At 61.0% G+C, this 16,550-nt stretch carries 16 protein-coding genes and 1 tRNA gene; 11 read left to right on the top strand and 6 right to left on the bottom strand.

Annotated features, from left to right (window positions below):
- Positions 1-14 precede the first annotated feature (14 nt).
- Positions 15-2,072, bottom strand: coding sequence for an ATP-dependent zinc metalloprotease FtsH (gene ftsH, locus DESLA_RS18405; RefSeq protein WP_084031845.1), 2,058 nt, complete (start codon positions 2,070-2,072; stop codon positions 15-17).
- Between the two features lie 268 nt (positions 2,073-2,340).
- On the opposite strand from ftsH, the gene DESLA_RS0103260 reads away from it, so the two are divergent.
- Positions 2,341-2,434: transfer RNA gene (locus tag DESLA_RS0103260), tRNA-Sec, on the top strand.
- A gap of 111 nt (positions 2,435-2,545) precedes the next feature.
- Here DESLA_RS0103260 and argH read toward each other — a convergent pair.
- The 4 genes from argH to DESLA_RS0103235 form a co-directional block, all read right to left on the bottom strand.
- On the bottom strand, positions 2,546-3,955 hold the full coding sequence (gene argH / locus DESLA_RS0103255; RefSeq protein ID WP_028571376.1) for an argininosuccinate lyase: 1,410 nt from the start codon (positions 3,953-3,955) through the stop codon (positions 2,546-2,548).
- Positions 3,955-5,148, bottom strand: a complete 1,194-nt coding sequence (locus DESLA_RS0103250; protein ID WP_028571375.1) for an argininosuccinate synthase — start codon at positions 5,146-5,148, stop codon at positions 3,955-3,957. Before DESLA_RS0103250 ends, argH begins: the two co-directional genes overlap by 1 nt.
- Positions 5,149-5,181: 33 nt before the next feature.
- Positions 5,182-6,090 (bottom strand): ornithine carbamoyltransferase, encoded by a 909-nt coding sequence (gene argF / locus DESLA_RS0103245; RefSeq protein ID WP_028571374.1) that lies wholly within the window; start codon positions 6,088-6,090, stop codon positions 5,182-5,184.
- Positions 6,091-6,509: 419 nt separating this feature from the next.
- Positions 6,510-7,709 carry an aminopeptidase gene (locus DESLA_RS0103235; RefSeq protein ID WP_028571373.1) on the bottom strand — a complete coding sequence of 400 codons (1,200 nt, stop codon included), beginning with the start codon at positions 7,707-7,709 and terminating at the stop codon, positions 6,510-6,512.
- A gap of 178 nt (positions 7,710-7,887) precedes the next feature.
- Between DESLA_RS0103235 and DESLA_RS0103230 the strand changes: the two genes are divergently transcribed.
- Positions 7,888-8,793 carry an LOG family protein gene (locus DESLA_RS0103230; RefSeq protein ID WP_028571372.1) on the top strand — a complete coding sequence of 302 codons (906 nt, stop codon included), beginning with the start codon at positions 7,888-7,890 and terminating at the stop codon, positions 8,791-8,793.
- Positions 8,794-8,820: 27 nt separating this feature from the next.
- On the opposite strand, the gene DESLA_RS0103225 is transcribed toward DESLA_RS0103230, so the two are convergent.
- On the bottom strand, positions 8,821-9,288 hold the full coding sequence (locus DESLA_RS0103225) for a hypothetical protein (protein WP_028571371.1): 468 nt from the start codon (positions 9,286-9,288) through the stop codon (positions 8,821-8,823).
- A gap of 323 nt (positions 9,289-9,611) precedes the next feature.
- Between DESLA_RS0103225 and DESLA_RS0103220 the strand changes: the two genes are divergently transcribed.
- The 9 genes from DESLA_RS0103220 (at position 9,612) to DESLA_RS18390 (ending at position 16,548) form a co-directional block, all read left to right on the top strand.
- Entirely contained in the window at positions 9,612-9,884 is a 273-nt protein-coding gene (locus DESLA_RS0103220; protein WP_028571370.1) for an HU family DNA-binding protein, read from the top strand.
- Between the two features lie 17 nt (positions 9,885-9,901).
- Positions 9,902-10,090: a hypothetical protein gene (locus tag DESLA_RS0103215; RefSeq protein WP_435050748.1), complete on the top strand. Its 189-nt coding sequence runs from the start codon at positions 9,902-9,904 to the stop codon at positions 10,088-10,090.
- Between the two features lie 117 nt (positions 10,091-10,207).
- The gene (gene ettA / locus DESLA_RS0103205) at positions 10,208-11,893 is read left to right on the top strand and encodes an energy-dependent translational throttle protein EttA (protein WP_028571368.1); all 1,686 of its coding nucleotides are present in this window, start codon (positions 10,208-10,210) and stop codon (positions 11,891-11,893) included.
- Between the two features lie 11 nt (positions 11,894-11,904).
- Positions 11,905-12,153: a hypothetical protein gene (locus DESLA_RS18400; protein WP_035261294.1), complete on the top strand. Its 249-nt coding sequence runs from the start codon at positions 11,905-11,907 to the stop codon at positions 12,151-12,153.
- Positions 12,154-12,304: 151 nt separating this feature from the next.
- The gene (cbiB, locus tag DESLA_RS0103195) at positions 12,305-13,249 is read left to right on the top strand and encodes an adenosylcobinamide-phosphate synthase CbiB (RefSeq protein WP_028571367.1); all 945 of its coding nucleotides are present in this window, start codon (positions 12,305-12,307) and stop codon (positions 13,247-13,249) included.
- Positions 13,250-13,382: 133 nt separating this feature from the next.
- The gene (locus tag DESLA_RS0103190; protein WP_028571366.1) at positions 13,383-13,592 is read left to right on the top strand and encodes a cold-shock protein; all 210 of its coding nucleotides are present in this window, start codon (positions 13,383-13,385) and stop codon (positions 13,590-13,592) included.
- Positions 13,593-13,665: 73 nt separating this feature from the next.
- Entirely contained in the window at positions 13,666-14,850 is a 1,185-nt protein-coding gene (locus DESLA_RS18395) for an AI-2E family transporter (protein ID WP_051434330.1), read from the top strand.
- Entirely contained in the window at positions 14,847-15,416 is a 570-nt protein-coding gene (locus DESLA_RS0103180) for a TVP38/TMEM64 family protein (RefSeq protein WP_028571365.1), read from the top strand. The genes DESLA_RS18395 and DESLA_RS0103180 overlap by 4 nt, the downstream gene beginning before the upstream one ends.
- A gap of 22 nt (positions 15,417-15,438) precedes the next feature.
- Entirely contained in the window at positions 15,439-16,548 is a 1,110-nt protein-coding gene (locus DESLA_RS18390) for an efflux RND transporter periplasmic adaptor subunit (RefSeq protein WP_035261292.1), read from the top strand.
- The last annotated feature ends 2 nt before the right edge of the window (positions 16,549-16,550 follow it).

Genomic DNA, 16,550 nt, shown 5'->3' with positions numbered 1-16,550 from the left:
ATGTCGTGACCAAGTCAAGACCGATTGGTTTTGTCCGGCTCTTCCAGGGCGAACTCGTCCGCGTCGTCTGTGTCGTCCGCGCCGTCCTTGTCTTCAGAACGTCCGTCGGTGGCGTCGGAAGACTCGGAAGGCTTGGCGGACTGCTCGAAGTCGGCTCTCTCTGCTTCCGCCTCTTTTTCGCCCCCGCCTTTGTCGTCGCCGAATCCAGTCCCGGATGCCGCTTCAGGCATCGTTTCAGCTTCCTTCCGGACCGGCTTCGCGAGAGTCGGGCTCATGGGCGGTAGCGGCTCGCCCTTCATCAGCAGAGTAATGTCCGCGCCGGTTATGGTCTCCCGCTCCAGAAGCGCGCCGGCCACGGCGTGCAGAACATCGATATTTTTTTCCAGAAGCTGCTTGGCCTTGCCGTGTGCCCTCGTCACGAAGCCCTTGATTTCCCCGTCGATCACCTGAGCGGTTTGTTCGCTGTAATCCTTATGGTGAGCGATCTCCCGGCCCAGAAAGACATGGTCGTTGTTTTCCCCCAGGGAAAGCGGCCCCAGGGTGTCGCTCATGCCCCACTGGCAGACCATCTTCCGGGCCATTTTCGTGGCCCGTTCAATGTCGTTGCCCGCTCCGGTGGTCAGTTGATCGAAGATGATCTCCTCGGCAACTCGACCAGCCATCAGCACGGCCAGGGTCTTTTCCAGATAGGATCGGCTGTAGTTGTGCCGGTCGTCGTCCGGAAGCTGCATGGTCACGCCCAGGGCCATGCCTCGGGGAATGATGGACACCTTGTGCACCGGGTCCGTGCCGGGAAGCAGACGGGCCACCAGGGCGTGACCGGCCTCGTGATAGGCCGTGGTTTTCTTTTCGTCGTCGCTGAGGATCATGCTCCGCCGCTCCTTGCCCATGAGCAGCTTGTCCTTGGCTTCCTCAAAGTCCCGCATGTCCAGCTGTTCCTTGCCTTTTCGGGCCGCGTGCAGGGCCGCCTCGTTGACCAGGTTTTCCAGGTCAGCTCCGGACATGCCCGGAGTTCCCTTGGCCAGGGATTCCAAATCAACTCCCTTGGCCATGGGCGTGCGTTTGGCATGGACCTGCAGAATGCGCACCCGGCCGCGCAAATCAGGCGACGGGACCACCACTTGGCGGTCGAATCGACCCGGGCGCAGCAAGGCCGGGTCCAAAACATCCGGACGGTTGGTGGCCGCGATCAGGATCACGCCCTCGTTGGATTCAAACCCGTCCATTTCCACGAGCATCTGGTTCAGGGTCTGTTCCCGCTCGTCATGCCCGCCGCCCAGTCCAGCCCCTCGCTGCCGTCCCACGGCGTCGATCTCGTCGATGAAAATCAAACAGGGCGCGTTCTTCTTGCCCTGGGTGAACAGATCCCGGACCCGGGCCGCGCCCACGCCCACGAACATCTCCACGAAGTCCGAGCCGGAGATGGAGAAAAACGGCACCCCGGCCTCGCCGGCCACGGCCCGGGCCAGGAGGGTCTTTCCGGTTCCCGGCGAACCGACCAGCAGGACGCCCTTGGGAATCCGCCCGCCCAGGCGGGTGAATTTCTTGGGCTCGCGTAAAAACTCCACCACCTCCATCAGCTCTTCCTTGGCCTCGTCCACCCCGGCTACGTCCTCGAAGGTGACTTTGGTGGATTCCTCGCTGAGCATCTTGGCCCGGGACCGTCCGAAAGACATGGCCCGCCCACCGCCGGACTGCATCTGGCGCATGAAAAAGATCCAGACGCCGATTAGCAGCAGCATCGGAAACCAGGAGATGAGCACCGTGAAGTACCACGGCGACTGGTCCTCGGGCTCGGCCACCACGCGCACATTGTTGTCCAGAAGCGTCTGCACCAGGTTCGGATCGTTGGGATTGAACGAAACAAAACGCTGTTCGTTAAGCAGAACGCCCTGGATTCGCTGTCCCTGGACCTTGACCTCGGTGATTTCACCGGCGCGCACACGGGTCAACAACTCGCTGTAGCTCAGCCTCTGCTCCGGCGCCGGCGGCTGGCTGAACATATTGAACAGAACCACCATGACCACGGATATGGTGGCCCAGAGCAGCAGGTTCTTAGAAAAATTATTCAATGAAGATTCCTCCGGTATCAGTTTGTCACGTCAACATAATCGAAATCGAAATCGGGATCGAAATCGAGCGTCATTTCAAAAAGGATTGCGGAACTGGCCAGATAAAGCACACTACGATTCCACGCCTAATCCGAGGTTCAGAAACGAATTCACTCCGAGTTTTTCTCATCCCGCGCTTGCGGATCAAGAACGAAATGGATACAAGTCACCGCTGTTCGCCAAGCAGCAAGCCCAATCAAGTACTGCGTAAGCATTGAGCACGAATTGAGGAAGCGTTTCGTCACCGGTGTGGCGCCTGGACTTCAAATCCAGTGGACGGTCGAGAGGTCGTCGGTAGGTTCGACTCCTATACGCTTCCGCCATTTCCCCCTCGCTCCGGCTCATCCCGCGTTCACCTCACCGCGCGCCACCCCTCGAACAGTCTCCGCGTCATTCGCACCAAAAGCTTCTCTGTGTAGCCCCTCAGTCACCGATCACATCGATGGGCGCACGGCCTCCAGCCACGTTCGGAGATCGGCGACTTGCCCGCGCACCGGCCCTTCCCCCGTGCCCCCCGGCGCTGAGCGCCGGGCCACGGCCTGGTGGTAATCCAGCACCGTGAAGACGTCTTCCTCGATCAGCGGGGAAAATGACCGCAACGCTTCCAGAGACAGATCCTCCAGACCCAGCCTCCGCTCCTCGGCAAAGGCCACGGCCCGCCCGACGACATGGTGGGCGTCGCGAAAGGCCAAGCCCTTGCCCGCCAAATAGTCGGCCAGTTCCGTGGCATTAAGAAAGCCCTTGCGCAGCAGGGCCAACATCCGCTCGGGGACGAACTCCATTTCGGCCATCATCGCGGCCATCAGCCGCAATGAGGACGACACGGTCGTGTCCGCGTCGAAAAACGGCTCCTTGTCTTCCTGCATGTCTCGATTGTACGTCAGCGGCAGGCCCTTGACCAGAGTCAACAAGGCCGTCAGATCGCCGTAGACCCGCCCGGTCTTGCCGCGCATCAGCTCGGCCACGTCCGGGTTCTTTTTCTGAGGCATGATGCTTGATCCCGTGGCAAACGCGTCTGGCAGCCGCACGAATCCGAAGGCCGGGTTGGCCCAAAGGATCAACTCCTCACAGAGCCGAGACAAGTGGGCCATGATCACGCAGGCGCAGAATACGGACTCCATGACAAAGTCTCGGTCCGCCACAGCGTCCATGCTGTTGGTGAAAATTTTGGAAAACCCCACTTCCCGGGCGACCATTTCCGGGTCAATGGGATAGGTGGTCCCGGCCAGAGCCGCGGCACCCAAGGGGCTGACCCGGACCCGCTGGCGGGCGTCGGCGACCCGGTCGAAATCCCGGCGACACATCCAGGCGTAGGCCAGGAGATGCTGGGCCAGACTGACCGGCTGGGCCGGCTGCAAATGGGTGCAGCCGGGCAGCAGGGTCCGGACGTGCTCTTCGGCCCGGCGGACCAGCACAGCGATCAGCTCATGCAGAGCACCCTGCCATTGCTCCAGAGCCTCGTCCACATGCAGCCGGAAGTCCAGGGCCACCTGGTCGTTGCGGCTGCGTCCGGTGTGCAGCCGCTTGCCGGCTTCGCCGATCAGCTCGGTCAACCGGGCTTCAATATTCATGTGCACGTCTTCCAGTTCGTCTTTCCAAACGAACGTCCCGGCCGCGACCTCGGCTTCGACCCGCCGCAACCCGTCCAGAATGGCGTCCACGTCCTCGGCTCGCAAAACACCCTGCTTGCCCAGCATCCGGGCATGGGCCATGGAACCCCGGATGTCCTGCAAGGCCAAGCGGCGATCCGCCCCGACCGAAGCCGTATACTGCTCCACGAGCCGGTTCGTGGCTGCCTCGAACCGTCCGCCCCAGAGTTTGCCTGTGGATTCTTTCCCGGACATTACTGGTTCCAGGCCCGCAGTCGCAGGGCGTTCAACCGGATGAACCCGGCCGCGTCGGCCTGGTCGTAAACCATGTCTTGCTCGAAGGTGGCCAGTTCAGGATTGTACAGGGAAACGTCCGACTTGCGACCCAGTACAGAGACCGCTCCTTTATACAGTTTCAGCCGCACCGTGCCTCGGACCCGTTCCTGGGTCTTGTCGATGAAGGCCTGCAGGGCCTCCCGCTCCGGAGCGAACCAGAAACCGTTGTAGACCATGGCCGCGTATTGCGGGATCAACTGATCGCGCAGGCGCATGGTTTCGCGGTCCATGGTCAGGCCCTCCAGGTCGCGGTGAGCGGTCTGCAAGACCGTTCCGCCCGGTGTTTCGTAGACTCCGCGGGACTTCATGCCCACAAAACGGCTTTCCACCATGTCCAGACGACCGATGCCGTGCCGCCCGCCCAGAACGTTCAGCTCGGCCATGATCGTTGCCGGACTCATGGACTGACCGTTAAGAGCCACGGGATTCCCGGCCTCGAATTCGATGGTCGAGATCTCCGGCTGGTCCGGGGCCTGCTCCGGCGGCACGCACATCAGGTAGGTGTGCGGTCCGGGCTCGGCCCAGGGGTCTTCCAATTCACCGCCTTCAAAGGAGAGGTGCAGGAGATTGCCGTCACAGGAATAGGGCTTGTCCTTGGTCACGGTCACGGGAATGCCGTGCTTTCTGGCGTATTCGACGCAGTCCGTGCGCGAACGCAGATCCCACTCCCGCCAGGGAGCGATGGTTTTCAAGGTTTTGTCCAGGGCCGCGGCGGTCAATTCGAACCGGACCTGGTCGTTGCCTTTGCCCGTGGCCCCGTGAGCAATGGCCTGAGCCCCCTCGGCCCGGGCGATCTCCACCATCCGCTTGGCGATCAGGGGCCGGGCGATGGAGGTTCCCAGCAGATAGCGGCCCTCGTACACCGCGTTGGCCCGCATCATCGGGAATATATAGTCCCTGGCGAACTCCTCGCGCAAATCCTCGACATAAGCCTTGGTCGCGCCGGTATCCAGGGCCCGGCGCTCCACGCCGGAAAGGTCCTCTCCCTGGCCCAGATCCGCGGTAAAGGCGATCACCTCGCAGGAATAGGTTTCCTTGATCCACTTCAGAATCACCGACGTATCCAGACCGCCGGAGTAGGCCAATACGACCTTTTCAATTTTTTGATTCATTGCCGAGCACCCGTCCTGTTCAAGTGGATTTCGTTAATTCTGTTCCTCAAAAACCCATTCCAGCAAGGCCTTCTGCATATGCAGCCGATTCTCGGCCTGGTCCCAGACCACGGAGGCCTCGCCTTCCATGACCTCGTCGGTAATCTCCTCCCCGCGCTTGGCCGGCAGGCAGTGCAGGACCTTGCAGTCCGGCCGGGCCAAGGCCAGAAGCCGGGAGTTGACCTGGAAGGGCGCGAAAATCTCCCGCCGTTCCTCCGCCGAGTCCTCTTGGCCCATGGAAGCCCAGACGTCGGTGTTGACGTAGTGGGCCTCGCTCACGGCCTCCCTGGGATCGTTGGTCACCACCACGTTGGCCCCGTTCTCCCGGGCCTGCTGCAAAACCTCCGGATTCGGCTCATATCCCTGAGGCACGGCCAAATGCAGGGCAAAGGGAAAATGCATGGCCGCATGCAGCCAGGAATTGGCCATGTTGTTCCCATCGCCCACCCAGGCGATCTTCAGGCTCGGGATGTCCGGCGTCTGCTCGAAAACAGTCAGCATGTCGCTCATCACCTGACAGGGATGATGCAGGTCGGTCAGGGCGTTGATCACCGGGATCCCGCCCGCCGAAGCCAGCTCTTCGAGCACTTCCTGGGCAAATGTCCGCACCACCACGCCCTGGACGTAGCGTCCGAAAACCCGGGCCGTGTCCCGCAACGGTTCGTTCCGACCGAGCTGGGACTCCTTGTTGGTCATGAACAGCACGTCGCCGCCCAGGGCCCGGATGGCCACTTCAAAGGAAATCCGCGTCCGGGTTGAGGCCTTTTCGAACAGCAGGATCAACGTCTTGCCGTCGAGCAGGGACGAACGCCAATTGGAGGCCTTGATCTCCTTGGCCCTGGTCAACATGTTCCAGGCCTCGGAACGTTTCAAATCGGTTATCTGCAAAAAATGTCGAGCCATAACGCCCTCACGCGCCCCCTCAAACACTCACGGGGGGGATTCAAGATGAACAAACTCCACGACCCGATCCGCGCCACGAACACGCACCACGAACACGTATCGCAAGCAACTCTTGCGGAAAGAAAAATGATGAACATAGCCTGGGGGATTGTCGGTGTAAAGAACCAAAAACCGCGCCTCCTGAACGGAGAAGACGCGGTGTGATTGCTCGGCAAATCGACACGAAAAAAGTCGCCTCGATTGTCCATGAGACAAGGAAATCCTTAACTGAGTGTTGAAAAAGTCCTTATCCGGCAGTCCGTTCAAAAACCCCAAGTGCAAGGAGCAAAAAAAAGTTCAAGGTCGAAGCGTATTTATTCATACGTGAGAGTTTGAACTTTTTGCAGCGACGCAGCAATTGGGAGTTTTTCAACGGACTGTTAAAAGCAAAACTCCCCATTCTCATAGATCACCCGAGTCTTTCCCGATCGCAGCCGGGCCGTGACGACCTTGGTGTGGGTGTTGACCAGATCCCAGTGCAGGGCGGATTCGTTGAATCCGAGGCCGCGCTTGCGGCGCTTGTCCAGGTCCGCGACGTTGCCGGAAAAGGACTCCACGTAGGACGACCCCAGGGCCAAATGGCAGTTACCGTGTTCGCCGCCGTAGTTCTCGTCGAACAAGGTATTGGCCATGAAGGCGTTGATGCGGGAGAAACGCTTGTCGGTCAGGGAAAACTCGCCGACCTGGGCCGCTCCGGCGTCCATGGCCACCTGGGAACGCAGGAATGCCTCGCCCTGTTCGGCCTGGGCGGACGTCACCCTTCCATCCGTGAACTCCAAACGCACTCCGGAAACCAGGTTGCCGTTGCGGTAAGACGGTTGATCGGCGACGTACACGCCGCGGACCCCTCGCCAGTCCGGAGAAAGAAAAATCTCGAAACTGGGGATATTGTGGCCGGACAGGCCCACCCATTTGCGTTGTTCGCCGATGGAGACCTCCAGGTCCATGCCTTCGGATTCCACCCGGAGCGTCTTCGGGTTCATTTTGTTCAGCCAGCGCTTGATCCGGCTGACCGCGTCGAAAACTTCCCGCCAACCGGCCACGGCATCGTCGGCGTCCAGGTAACAAGCGTTCACGATTTGCCGGGAGTAGGCGTCCAGGTCCATGCCCGCGGCCTGGGCCATCTCCTGGGTGGGCAGCATGGCCAGGGTCCAGCCGAACAGACCCCGCTGTTCCCGGGCGTCCAGGATGTCCCGAAGCGGCCTGCGGGCCAGGGTGGCCAGGCTGATCCGTTCCGGACGAACGTCGCGTAGGTGGGTCAAAGACTCCGGTGCACGCAGGTGGATCGCGCCGTGCAAGGCTCCCAACAACTCCTTGGTCCCCGGAGGGTGAAACGTGAGCTGTTTGTCCTCACCCAGGGCGTAGAAATCGTGCTCCATGCGCACCGTGGGATTCCAGCGCACCACGGGTTGCAGCGAGCGACCCAGCAGCAGCGCGTATATTTTCTCGGCCAGGGCCGAAGCCGCGGGATCGGATTGCAGCAGGACGACATTGCCCTTGCGCAGCTTTCGCCTCCTGGCCGTGTCCAGAGCCCAGATCATGACCTGGGCATAGGCGTCCAGGTGTTTTTCCGTCAACATTCTGCGATGATCTCCTTGTTTTTTGTTCATGAACCGTAACAATCGGGAATGGATAGGGCGTCATCGCCGATTTTGCAAGCGACGCCCTGGAGGCTCGGGCGATAAGATTGACGATCCCGGAAAAACAGGCCAACAAGTTCCCTTTCCCCCAACCCACCAATCAGCAAGGAGGACGTCCATGGCCGCCAGCCACCCGGAAACCCTTTTCCCTTCGGCACAAAACGACGTCGCAAGGGCCCAACAGCAGCCTTCCACGCCACAGACCGAATCCGCGGCCTATCGCTTGGCCTTTCTGGACAAAGATTTTATTCTCCAGGATGAACTGCGCCCGGTTCGCCTCCAGTTGGAACTGCTCAAGCCCGAAATGCTGATGCGGGATAATCGGATCGAGTCCACGGTGGTGGTTTTCGGCAGCGCCAGGCTGCTGGACGCCGAAACCGCCCAGTCCCGGCTGGACGAGGCCTTGGCCGCCGTCGGGAACCAGCCCGACGGCCCCGAAGACAAAGGCGCAACGGCCCGACTCCAGGCCGCCAAAAGCGCGCTGGAGCACAGCCGCTATTACGAGGAAGCCCGCAAGCTTTCCCGGATCATATCGGAAAACTGCCAGTGCGAGGAGAAAAAAACCCATGTGGTGATCACCGGCGGCGGTCCGGGAATCATGGAGGCGGCCAACCGCGGGGCGGCGGAAGTCCAGGCCAAAAGTATCGGCCTGAACATCGTCCTGCCTCATGAGCAGGCCCCCAACCCCTATATTACGCCGGAACTCAGCTTCCAGTTTCACTATTTCGCCATCCGCAAAATGCACTTTCTGATCCGGGCCAGGGCCCTGGTGATTTTCCCCGGCGGATTCGGCACCCTGGACGAGCTGTTCGACGCCCTGACCCTGATCCAGACCGGAAAGATCGCCCCCATGCCGGTTTTGCTCTTCGGCTCCCAATTCTGGAATAAGGTCATCAACTTCGGGGCTCTGGTGGAAGCCGGGACCGTTTCGCCCCGGGACCTGGAGCTGTTCGAGTTCGTGGAAACCGCCGATGAGGCCTGGGACCGGATCGCGGCTTTCGACAATCTGGAACGCAAGCGCTGAGCCCGGAGGAAAAGTCGTTCGCTTTGTTCACTCGCCGCCCAGCCCCAGCATCGCGACGGCTTGGACGGGATCGATCCGGAAGGGCGAACCGATGCCCTGAAAAAAGCCATGTCGCTCGATCAGGTGCAGGGCCAAAGGGGTGATGACGAGCGATTCCGCCCCTTGCTCGCGGAACACCCGGACCTGATGCTTGGGAAAGGTACCCTCGCCTGGAAACGGCGAAGGAATCCGCCCCCGGCACTCCAGGCACTCCGCGACACTTCCCGGGCCCACCGGTACCGGATCCCCACCGGCCTTCACCGCCCGTTCGTAAACCTCTCGCAGCTCTTCAACCAGCTGCTTCCTGCTCACTCCCAAGCCTTCCAGGGTTCGTGCGTCGTCGGCCAGGATATCCTCCCAGTCCCGGGCATCCTCGCCGAGAAAACCCAGGGCTGAAAAACGCGAAGGCCCGAGATGGGAGTACATTTCCGCTTCCAAAGGCGCCCGTCGCGGCATCTTCTTGCTCCTTGGTATCTGTTGAGGATATGTCGATCACGCCTTTCAAACAAACACGTCCGTTCATGCGGTCGTAGCGCAATCGTTTGTTCGGTGACAAGTTGTTCGTGAGCGGACAAAACCATGGACATCTTGAAAGGGATTATATATGGCAAACCGAATCATCCACGGTGAACACGTGGTTTCCACTATTTTTTCCCTTGGTTTCTTGCAATGGCGGCGGCTTTGGGCTAGAGGCCGTCCAAGGAAGGTCGTTGATAGGGCTGTCAATCTGACAGTTTTTTTTCTCACCATCACCATTAAGTGCAAAAGGAGAAAGCGTTATGACAAAGGCGGATCTGGTAGCGAAAGTCGCCAACAAGGCGGGAATGACCAAGGCGAGCGCGGAGAGCGCCCTCAATGCCTTTATTGATTCCGTTGAGGAAATTCTTTCCGCCAACGGAAAGCTGACCTTGACCGGCTTCGGCACCTTTGAGGTTCAGCAGCGCCAGGAGCGCACCGGCCGCAATCCCCGGACCGGAGAAGAAATCAAGATTCCGGCCAGCAAGGTCGTCAAGTTTCGCCCCGGCAAACTGCTTAAGGACGCCGTCAACTAACTTTTGCACAGGAGAGAATGATGCTTCCCGGAGAAACCATTCAAAGTTTTCTGCCCCAGGACATCCCCTGGTGGATGCCCGACCACGCCATTTTCATGGGCGCCTTTTACTTGGCGCTGATCCTTATCGGCACGGGCGTGGGCGTCGTTGTCTTGAAATCCATCAAGGACACCCTCAACGATGACGGACACGGACACGGTCATTAGCCTGTCCATAAATTTTCCTTCAAACCGGACACCCTCTTCGGGAGGGTGTCCGTTTTTTTTTCATATCCACCTCCATTGAACCAGCCCAGAACCAGTTCCGGGCACCTCGGAAAAACCATGAGCACTGACGATAAAAAAATCATCTATTCCATGCACAGGGTCAGCAAGTATTACGACAAGAAACCGATCCTGAAGGATATTTCCCTTTCCTATTTTTACGGGGCGAAAATCGGCGTCCTGGGGATGAACGGCTCCGGAAAGAGCACGCTGCTGAAAATCCTGGCCGGAGTGGACCAGGATTTCCAGGGGTCAACATCCCTGGCCCCGGGGCATACCATCGGCTACCTGGAACAGGAACCACTGGCCAATGAACCACGCACGGTTCTGGAGGTCGTGGAGGAAGGCGCCGGGGAATCCGTCCGGTTGCTCAAGGAATTCGAGGAAATCAACGCCCAGTTCGCGGAACCCATGAGCGACGAGGCCATGGACGCCCTGCTGGCCCGACAGGCTTCGGTCCAGGAAAAGCTGGACGCCCTGAACGCCTGGGAACTGGAAAGCCGTCTGGAAATGGCCATGGACGCCCTGCGCTGCCCGCCCCCGGACATGCCGTTGAACCTCGTCTCCGGCGGTGAGCGTCGGCGGGTGGCCCTGTGCCGCCTGCTGCTCCAGCAGCCGGACATCCTGCTCTTGGATGAGCCCACCAACCACCTGGACGCCGAATCCGTGGCCTGGTTGGAGCATCACCTCCACCAGTATCCGGGGACCATCATCGCCGTGACTCACGATCGCTACTTCCTGGACAACGTGGCCGGCTGGATCCTGGAGTTGGACCGGGGCAAGGGCATCCCCTGGAAGGGCAACTACTCCTCCTGGCTGGACCAGAAGAAGGAACGTCTGCGCCAGGAAGAAAAAGCCGAGAGCGACCGCCAGAAGACCCTGCAGCGGGAACTGGAGTGGATCAGGATGTCTCCCCGGGCCCGGCACGCCAAAAGCAAGGCCCGGATCGGGGCCTACGAGCAGCTCCTGTCCCAGGAATCCGAAAAACGGGGCAAAGAGCTGGAAATCTATATCCCGCCGGGCCCCCGGCTGGGCCAGAAGGTGATCGAAGCCCAGGACCTGTGCAAGGCCTACGGGGACCGGATGCTCCTGGCCAACGCCGACTTTCTGATTCCTCCCGGCGCCATCGTGGGGATCATCGGTCCCAACGGGGCCGGTAAGACCACCCTGTTCCGAATGATCTCCGGCCAGGAACAGCCGGATTCCGGCCGAATCGCCGTGGGCGAGACCGTGAAGCTGGCCTACGTGGACCAAAAACGGGACGACTTGGAAGCGGACAAAACCGTCTTCGAGATGATCAGCGACGGCCACGACCTGATCCGCCTGGGCAATCGCGACGTCAACGCCCGGGCCTACCTGGGCCGCTTCAACATCACCGGCGCGGATCAACAAAAAAAGGTGGGCCTGCTCTCCGGCGGGGAGCGCAACCGGGTCCACCTGGCCCGCATGCTCAAGGAAGGGGCCAACGTCCTGCTGCTGGACGAGCCCACCAACGACCTGGACGTGAACACCATGCGCGCCCTGGAAGACGCCCTGCTGAACTTCGCCGGAGCGGTCCTGGTGATCAGCCACGACCGCTGGTTCCTGGATCGCATTGCCACCCACATCATGGCCTTTGAGGGCGACAGCCAGGTGACCTTTTTCGACGGGAACTTCACCGAATATGAGGAAGATCGACGGCAACGCCTGGGCAAGGACGCCGACGTTCCCAAACGGATCAAGTACCGCAAGTTCAGCCGCGGCTGATCTCTTCAACCATGGCCAAAAAGCGCACCCATCGCAATCCGCTCAAGGCCATCCGGGCCAAGTGCCTGGAATGCTGCGGGGGCAGCCCCAAAGAGGTCCGCCTCTGCCCGGACGTCGCCTGCGTTCTGCATCCCTTCCGTTCCGGCACAAATCCCTTTCCCCGCCGCAAACCAAAGGCGAAAGCACTTCCCGCTGCTTCCGAGACGGCCCCCGCCCCTCGGAAGCAGCGGGAAGTGCAGCTCTGCCTGTTTCCGGACTGAAGCTTCTTTCCGCGTCGAGTCAAAAATACCCTGGGCCAATCCCAATCGAAATCGAAAAATACCGTGCATCCCCCGTGATTACGCCACATAACGTCCGATTTCGATCACGATTTCGATTTCGATACCGATTCAGTGCCCTCATAAAGCATAAATGCTCTGGTTGACCATTCCTCTGCTGGCCGCAGCCCTGGATCTCTGGCTCAAGGATCCGCCGAACTGGCCGCATCCGGTACGGCTCGTCGGATGGCTGCTGGACCGCCTGGAGCGCCTGGCCCGGTTCTCTCCGCTCCCTCCGCGCCTGGCTGGACTGCTTTGCGTTCTGGGCTTGGCCTTGGGCGTGGGACTCGCGATCCAACTGATCGCCTCCCTGCCCATTCTCGGCTGGTTGTCGGCCCTGTATTTCAGCTTCGCCGGGCTGGCCCTGGGCGGACTGCTCCAGGAAGGACGCCGGGTCGCCCGATTGCTCCACGAGCAGGATATCGAAGCCGCCAGAGCGGCCCTTTCCGGGCTGGTCAGCCGGGACGTGGATCAACTGGACGAAAACGGCATCCGCCGGGCCCTGGCCGAAACCATCAGTGAAAACCTCAACGACGCCTTCACGGCCCCGTTTTTCTACCTGGTCTGCCTCGGCCCCGCCGGACTGTGGGCCTACAAGACCGTGAGCACCATGGATTCCATGTGGGGGTACAAGACGCCGCGCTGGCGGGAACTGGGCTGGGCCGCGGCCCGGACCGACGACCTCCTGGCCTTTCTCCCGGCCCGGTTGACCGCCCTGGCCTTGACGATAGCGGCCCGTCTGCTGGGCCACCCCGCCGTTCGCCTACCCGAACTACGCCACGCCGCGGGCCAGACCGAAAGCCCCAACGCGGGCTGGCCCATGGCCGCCGCGGCCCTGACCCTCCGGGCCGGAATGGGCGGCCCGACCCGCTACTTCGGCCAAGCCAAGGTCAAGCCCTGGCTCGGGCCGGAAGGCCAAACCTGGACGGACCAAAAGCTGAACGACCTATTCCGACTGACCCTGCTCGCCGGCCTGGGAGTCTGCGTCGGGCTGGTTCTGATGGCGCTGTTCATGATGCTTGCTTTTTCCGTGCTTTGAGCAACGTTCCATCTTTCACTTGACCCCTCGGACAAACGAGAGTATCCGCCAACCAAAGAAAGAGCGTGCATCGCGCCGCTCAGGCCAGCCCTAAGGCCAACTCTCTGTATTTCTTTAAGGAGGTCTTTTTTTTATGGAAGGTGTAGTAAAGTGGTTCAGCAAGCAGAAAGGCTACGGTTTCATCACTCCGGATGGTCAGGAAGACGGCAAGGACGTTTTCGTTCATTTCTCGGCCATTGAGGGCGGCGGGTTCAAGACGCTGCGGGAGGGAGCCAGGGTTTCCTTCGAGATCGTCGACGGCGACAAGGGCCTGCAAGCCTCGAACGTCCAGGAACTCGACTAAATTCACGCAACATATAGCAAAAAAGGCCGCTTTGCTCAGCGGCCTTTTTTGTTGGTTCGGCCCCACTTCAGCCATGTCCCGTTCCGATATTTCCGACTTTTTGACGCCCCTGCAACGCCGCTTGATCAGCGTGGCCCTGGTGGTCCTGGCGCTGAACCTGATCGGCGCGTTCTTCTTCGGCGTCTTCCTGCTGCTCCAAGGCCTGGTGGTCTACTTTTCCGACGTGCTCTGGCCCCTGGCCGCGGCCGGGATCCTGGCCCTGCTGCTCAAGCCGCTGGTCCACTGGTTCCAGCGCATCCTGCATCTCGGACGCATCACGGCCATTCTCCTGCTCTACGGCATCGTCCTGCTGACCTTGGCTCTGCTGGGGGCCTTGATCCTGCCGGAAATCCTCTCCCAGGTTCGTTCCCTGATCGAACACCTTCCGGTCCTCGCCGAACAGCTGTCCCGTTTGATCGCCCGCCTGTTCCCAGACGCCGCGACCTGGGCCGAGGAGTCCCTGAATCCGGAAGTCCTCCGCGAACACCTGCAATCCTGGACTGAACACCTGCAAAAGATCATCCAGACCTCCCTGCCGGCCCTGAACACCCTGGGAGAATTCCTGGGCCGCACCTTCACCCTTGTCGCCGGAACGGCGATCATCCCGGTCTATCTGTTCTTCTTCCTGCTCACGGACAAGGACCCGTTGCGCGCTCTGGACGAACAACTCTCCTTCATCCCGCCCTGGCTGCGGGAGGACATCACGTTTCTGACCGGCGAGTTCGCCCGGATCATGGTCGCCTTTTTTCGGGGCCAGATCCTGATCGGGCTGATCATGGGCGTGCTCATGGCCGTCGGCTTTACCCTGGCCGGCCTGAAATTCGGGACCCTGCTGGGCATCGTCATCGGCCTGCTGAACATCATTCCCTACCTGGGCAGCCTCCTGGGCCTGCTCACGGTTCTGCCCCTGGCCTACCTGCAACAGGACGGCGGACTGTTCCTCCTGGCCCTGGTGCTGGCTATCTTCGTCGCGGTCCAACTCCTGGAAAGCTATCTGCTCACCCCACGGATCATGGCCCGGGGCACCGGGCTGCACCCGCTGATGATCATCATCGCCATTTTTTTCTGGGGCAAGGCCCTGGGCGGCATCCTGGGCATGATCCTGGCCATCCCGCTGACCGCTTTTTTCGTGGTGGTCTGGCGACTGGTGCGCAAGAAATACCTCGCCGTCGCGACGAACCGGGACCGGTCGCCCTCTGAGGCCGAAACCGCGTCATGACCGAATCCCTCGTCGAGCTGTTGCGCCATTACGGCATGTACGCCGCGCTGGTCAGCATCGGCCTGAACGTCCTGGCCACCATCAGCGGCGTCTTTCCCACATTCTTCATCACCGCGGCGAACATCGTCCTGTTCGGCTTCTGGACGGGCGCCTTTGTCTCGTTTCTGGGCGAGTCCCTGGGCGCGGTCACGGCCTTCCTGCTCTACCGGGCCGGATTTCGGTCCTCGGCCCAGACGGCCCTGAACCGCTACCCCAGAGCCAAGGCCCTGATCAACGCCCAAGGCCGGGAAGCCTTTCAGCTCATCTTCCTGCTCCGCCTGCTGCCCTTTGCCCCGGCCGTTGTCTCGACCCTGGGCGCTGCGGTGGGCAAAACATCTCTGCTCCTTTTCGCCACTGCCTCCACCCTGGGTAAAATCCCGGCCCTGCTCATGGAAGCCTACGCCGTCCACGAGGTGACTAGATTCCAGCTTACCGGCAAGATCATCCTGGTTGTCTTGGCCCTGTGGCTGGCCTATGATGTTTCCAAGCGGCTGCGAAAGCGTCCGCGACCAGATCACTCGCTTTGACCATCTATCAGGAGATCCATTCTTGCTTTTTCTCCGTCCAACAATCTTTCTTTGCGTCCTGCTTCTTTTTACCGGTTGCGCCGAACCCGAGCCACTTTACGCGCCGGGACCGCGGCCGGTGAAGACCATGGTCGTGGAGCCACCACAGAGCCAAGTCGTACGAAGCTTTTCCGGCATGGCCCGCGCCTCCCGGGACATGGCGCTCAGCTTTCAGGTCTCCGGCGTGCTGCGGGAACTGCCCGTCCAGATAGGCCAGCGGATCCGCGCCGGGGAGCTGATCGCCCGGCTGGACCCCACGGATTTTGAGCTGAAGGTCATGGAACTGGAAGCCCAGACCGTCCAGGCCCGGGCGGCCTTCACACGGGCCAAGGCGGATTACGAACGATTTCAGACATTGTTCGAAGCGGACAGCGTCAGCAAAAGCGAACTGGATCAGGTCCGGGCCGAATTTGAGACGGCTCAGGCCCAACTGGCCGCGATGGGCAAAAGTCTGGAACTGGTCCGCCAACAGTTCTCCTACACCAGGTTGACCGCGCCCATGGCCGGGACCATCTCCGAAGTGCCGGTGGAGAACCATCAGACCGTTTCCTCCGGACAGCCCATCGTCGTCCTCAGCACCGACGACGATCTGGAGTTCGAAGTCGGCCTGCCGGATCAACTGATCCACCAGGTTCAACCAGGCGAACCGGCCCAGGTGATCTTCGACGTGCTTCCGAACCAACCCTACGATGCCACGGTCAGCGAGGTCGGGATCACTCCAGGACCGGTGAGCACCTTTCCGGTCAAGCTGCGTCTGGCCGAGCCCGCGCCGCAAGTCCGTCCCGGCATGATCGGCATGGCCCGGTTCACCTTTTCCCACGCAAACTCCCGGCCTTTCACCCTGGTTCCCGTGGAAGCCGTCTTCGGCCTGCCCTCCGGGGAACAGGCCGTCTGGCTGGTGGATCCCGAATCCGACACCAACTCCGGCACCAACTCCGGCACCGTCCACCGCCAACCCGTCATCGCGGGCCGCCTGCTCCCCGGGGGGCTGCAAATCCTGGACGGCCTGCTCGGCGGCGAAATCATCGTCATCCGCGGCGTCCACCGCCTGGAACAAGGCCAAAAAGTCCGCCTCCCCCAAAACGCCTCCTGACC

Source organism: Desulfonatronum lacustre DSM 10312 (assembly GCF_000519265.1).
Classification (GTDB): Bacteria; Desulfobacterota; Desulfovibrionia; order Desulfovibrionales; family Desulfonatronaceae; genus Desulfonatronum; species Desulfonatronum lacustre.
The sequence above is the reverse complement of the archived record's forward strand: the minus strand, read 5'-3'. Positions and strand labels throughout refer to the sequence as shown.

Excerpts from the sequence above, each read along its gene's own strand:
- DESLA_RS0103230 (WP_028571372.1), top strand. The coding sequence starts at position 7,888 with ATGGCCGCCAGCCACCCGGAAACCCTTTTCCCTTCGGCACAAAACGAC.
- DESLA_RS0103225 (WP_028571371.1), bottom strand. The coding sequence starts at position 9,288 with ATGCCGCGACGGGCGCCTTTGGAAGCGGAAATGTACTCCCATCTCGGG.
- cbiB (WP_028571367.1), top strand. The coding sequence starts at position 12,305 with ATGCTCTGGTTGACCATTCCTCTGCTGGCCGCAGCCCTGGATCTCTGG.
- DESLA_RS18395 (WP_051434330.1), top strand. The coding sequence starts at position 13,666 with ATGTCCCGTTCCGATATTTCCGACTTTTTGACGCCCCTGCAACGCCGC.
- DESLA_RS0103180 (WP_028571365.1), top strand. The coding sequence starts at position 14,847 with ATGACCGAATCCCTCGTCGAGCTGTTGCGCCATTACGGCATGTACGCC.
- ettA (WP_028571368.1), top strand. The coding sequence starts at position 10,208 with ATGAGCACTGACGATAAAAAAATCATCTATTCCATGCACAGGGTCAGC.
- DESLA_RS0103215 (WP_435050748.1), top strand. The coding sequence starts at position 9,902 with ATGATGCTTCCCGGAGAAACCATTCAAAGTTTTCTGCCCCAGGACATC.
- argF (WP_028571374.1), bottom strand. The coding sequence starts at position 6,090 with ATGGCTCGACATTTTTTGCAGATAACCGATTTGAAACGTTCCGAGGCC.
- argH (WP_028571376.1), bottom strand. The coding sequence starts at position 3,955 with ATGTCCGGGAAAGAATCCACAGGCAAACTCTGGGGCGGACGGTTCGAG.
- DESLA_RS0103190 (WP_028571366.1), top strand. The coding sequence starts at position 13,383 with ATGGAAGGTGTAGTAAAGTGGTTCAGCAAGCAGAAAGGCTACGGTTTC.
- DESLA_RS18400 (WP_035261294.1), top strand. The coding sequence starts at position 11,905 with ATGGCCAAAAAGCGCACCCATCGCAATCCGCTCAAGGCCATCCGGGCC.
- DESLA_RS0103250 (WP_028571375.1), bottom strand. The coding sequence starts at position 5,148 with ATGAATCAAAAAATTGAAAAGGTCGTATTGGCCTACTCCGGCGGTCTG.
- DESLA_RS0103220 (WP_028571370.1), top strand. The coding sequence starts at position 9,612 with ATGACAAAGGCGGATCTGGTAGCGAAAGTCGCCAACAAGGCGGGAATG.
- DESLA_RS0103235 (WP_028571373.1), bottom strand. The coding sequence starts at position 7,709 with ATGTTGACGGAAAAACACCTGGACGCCTATGCCCAGGTCATGATCTGG.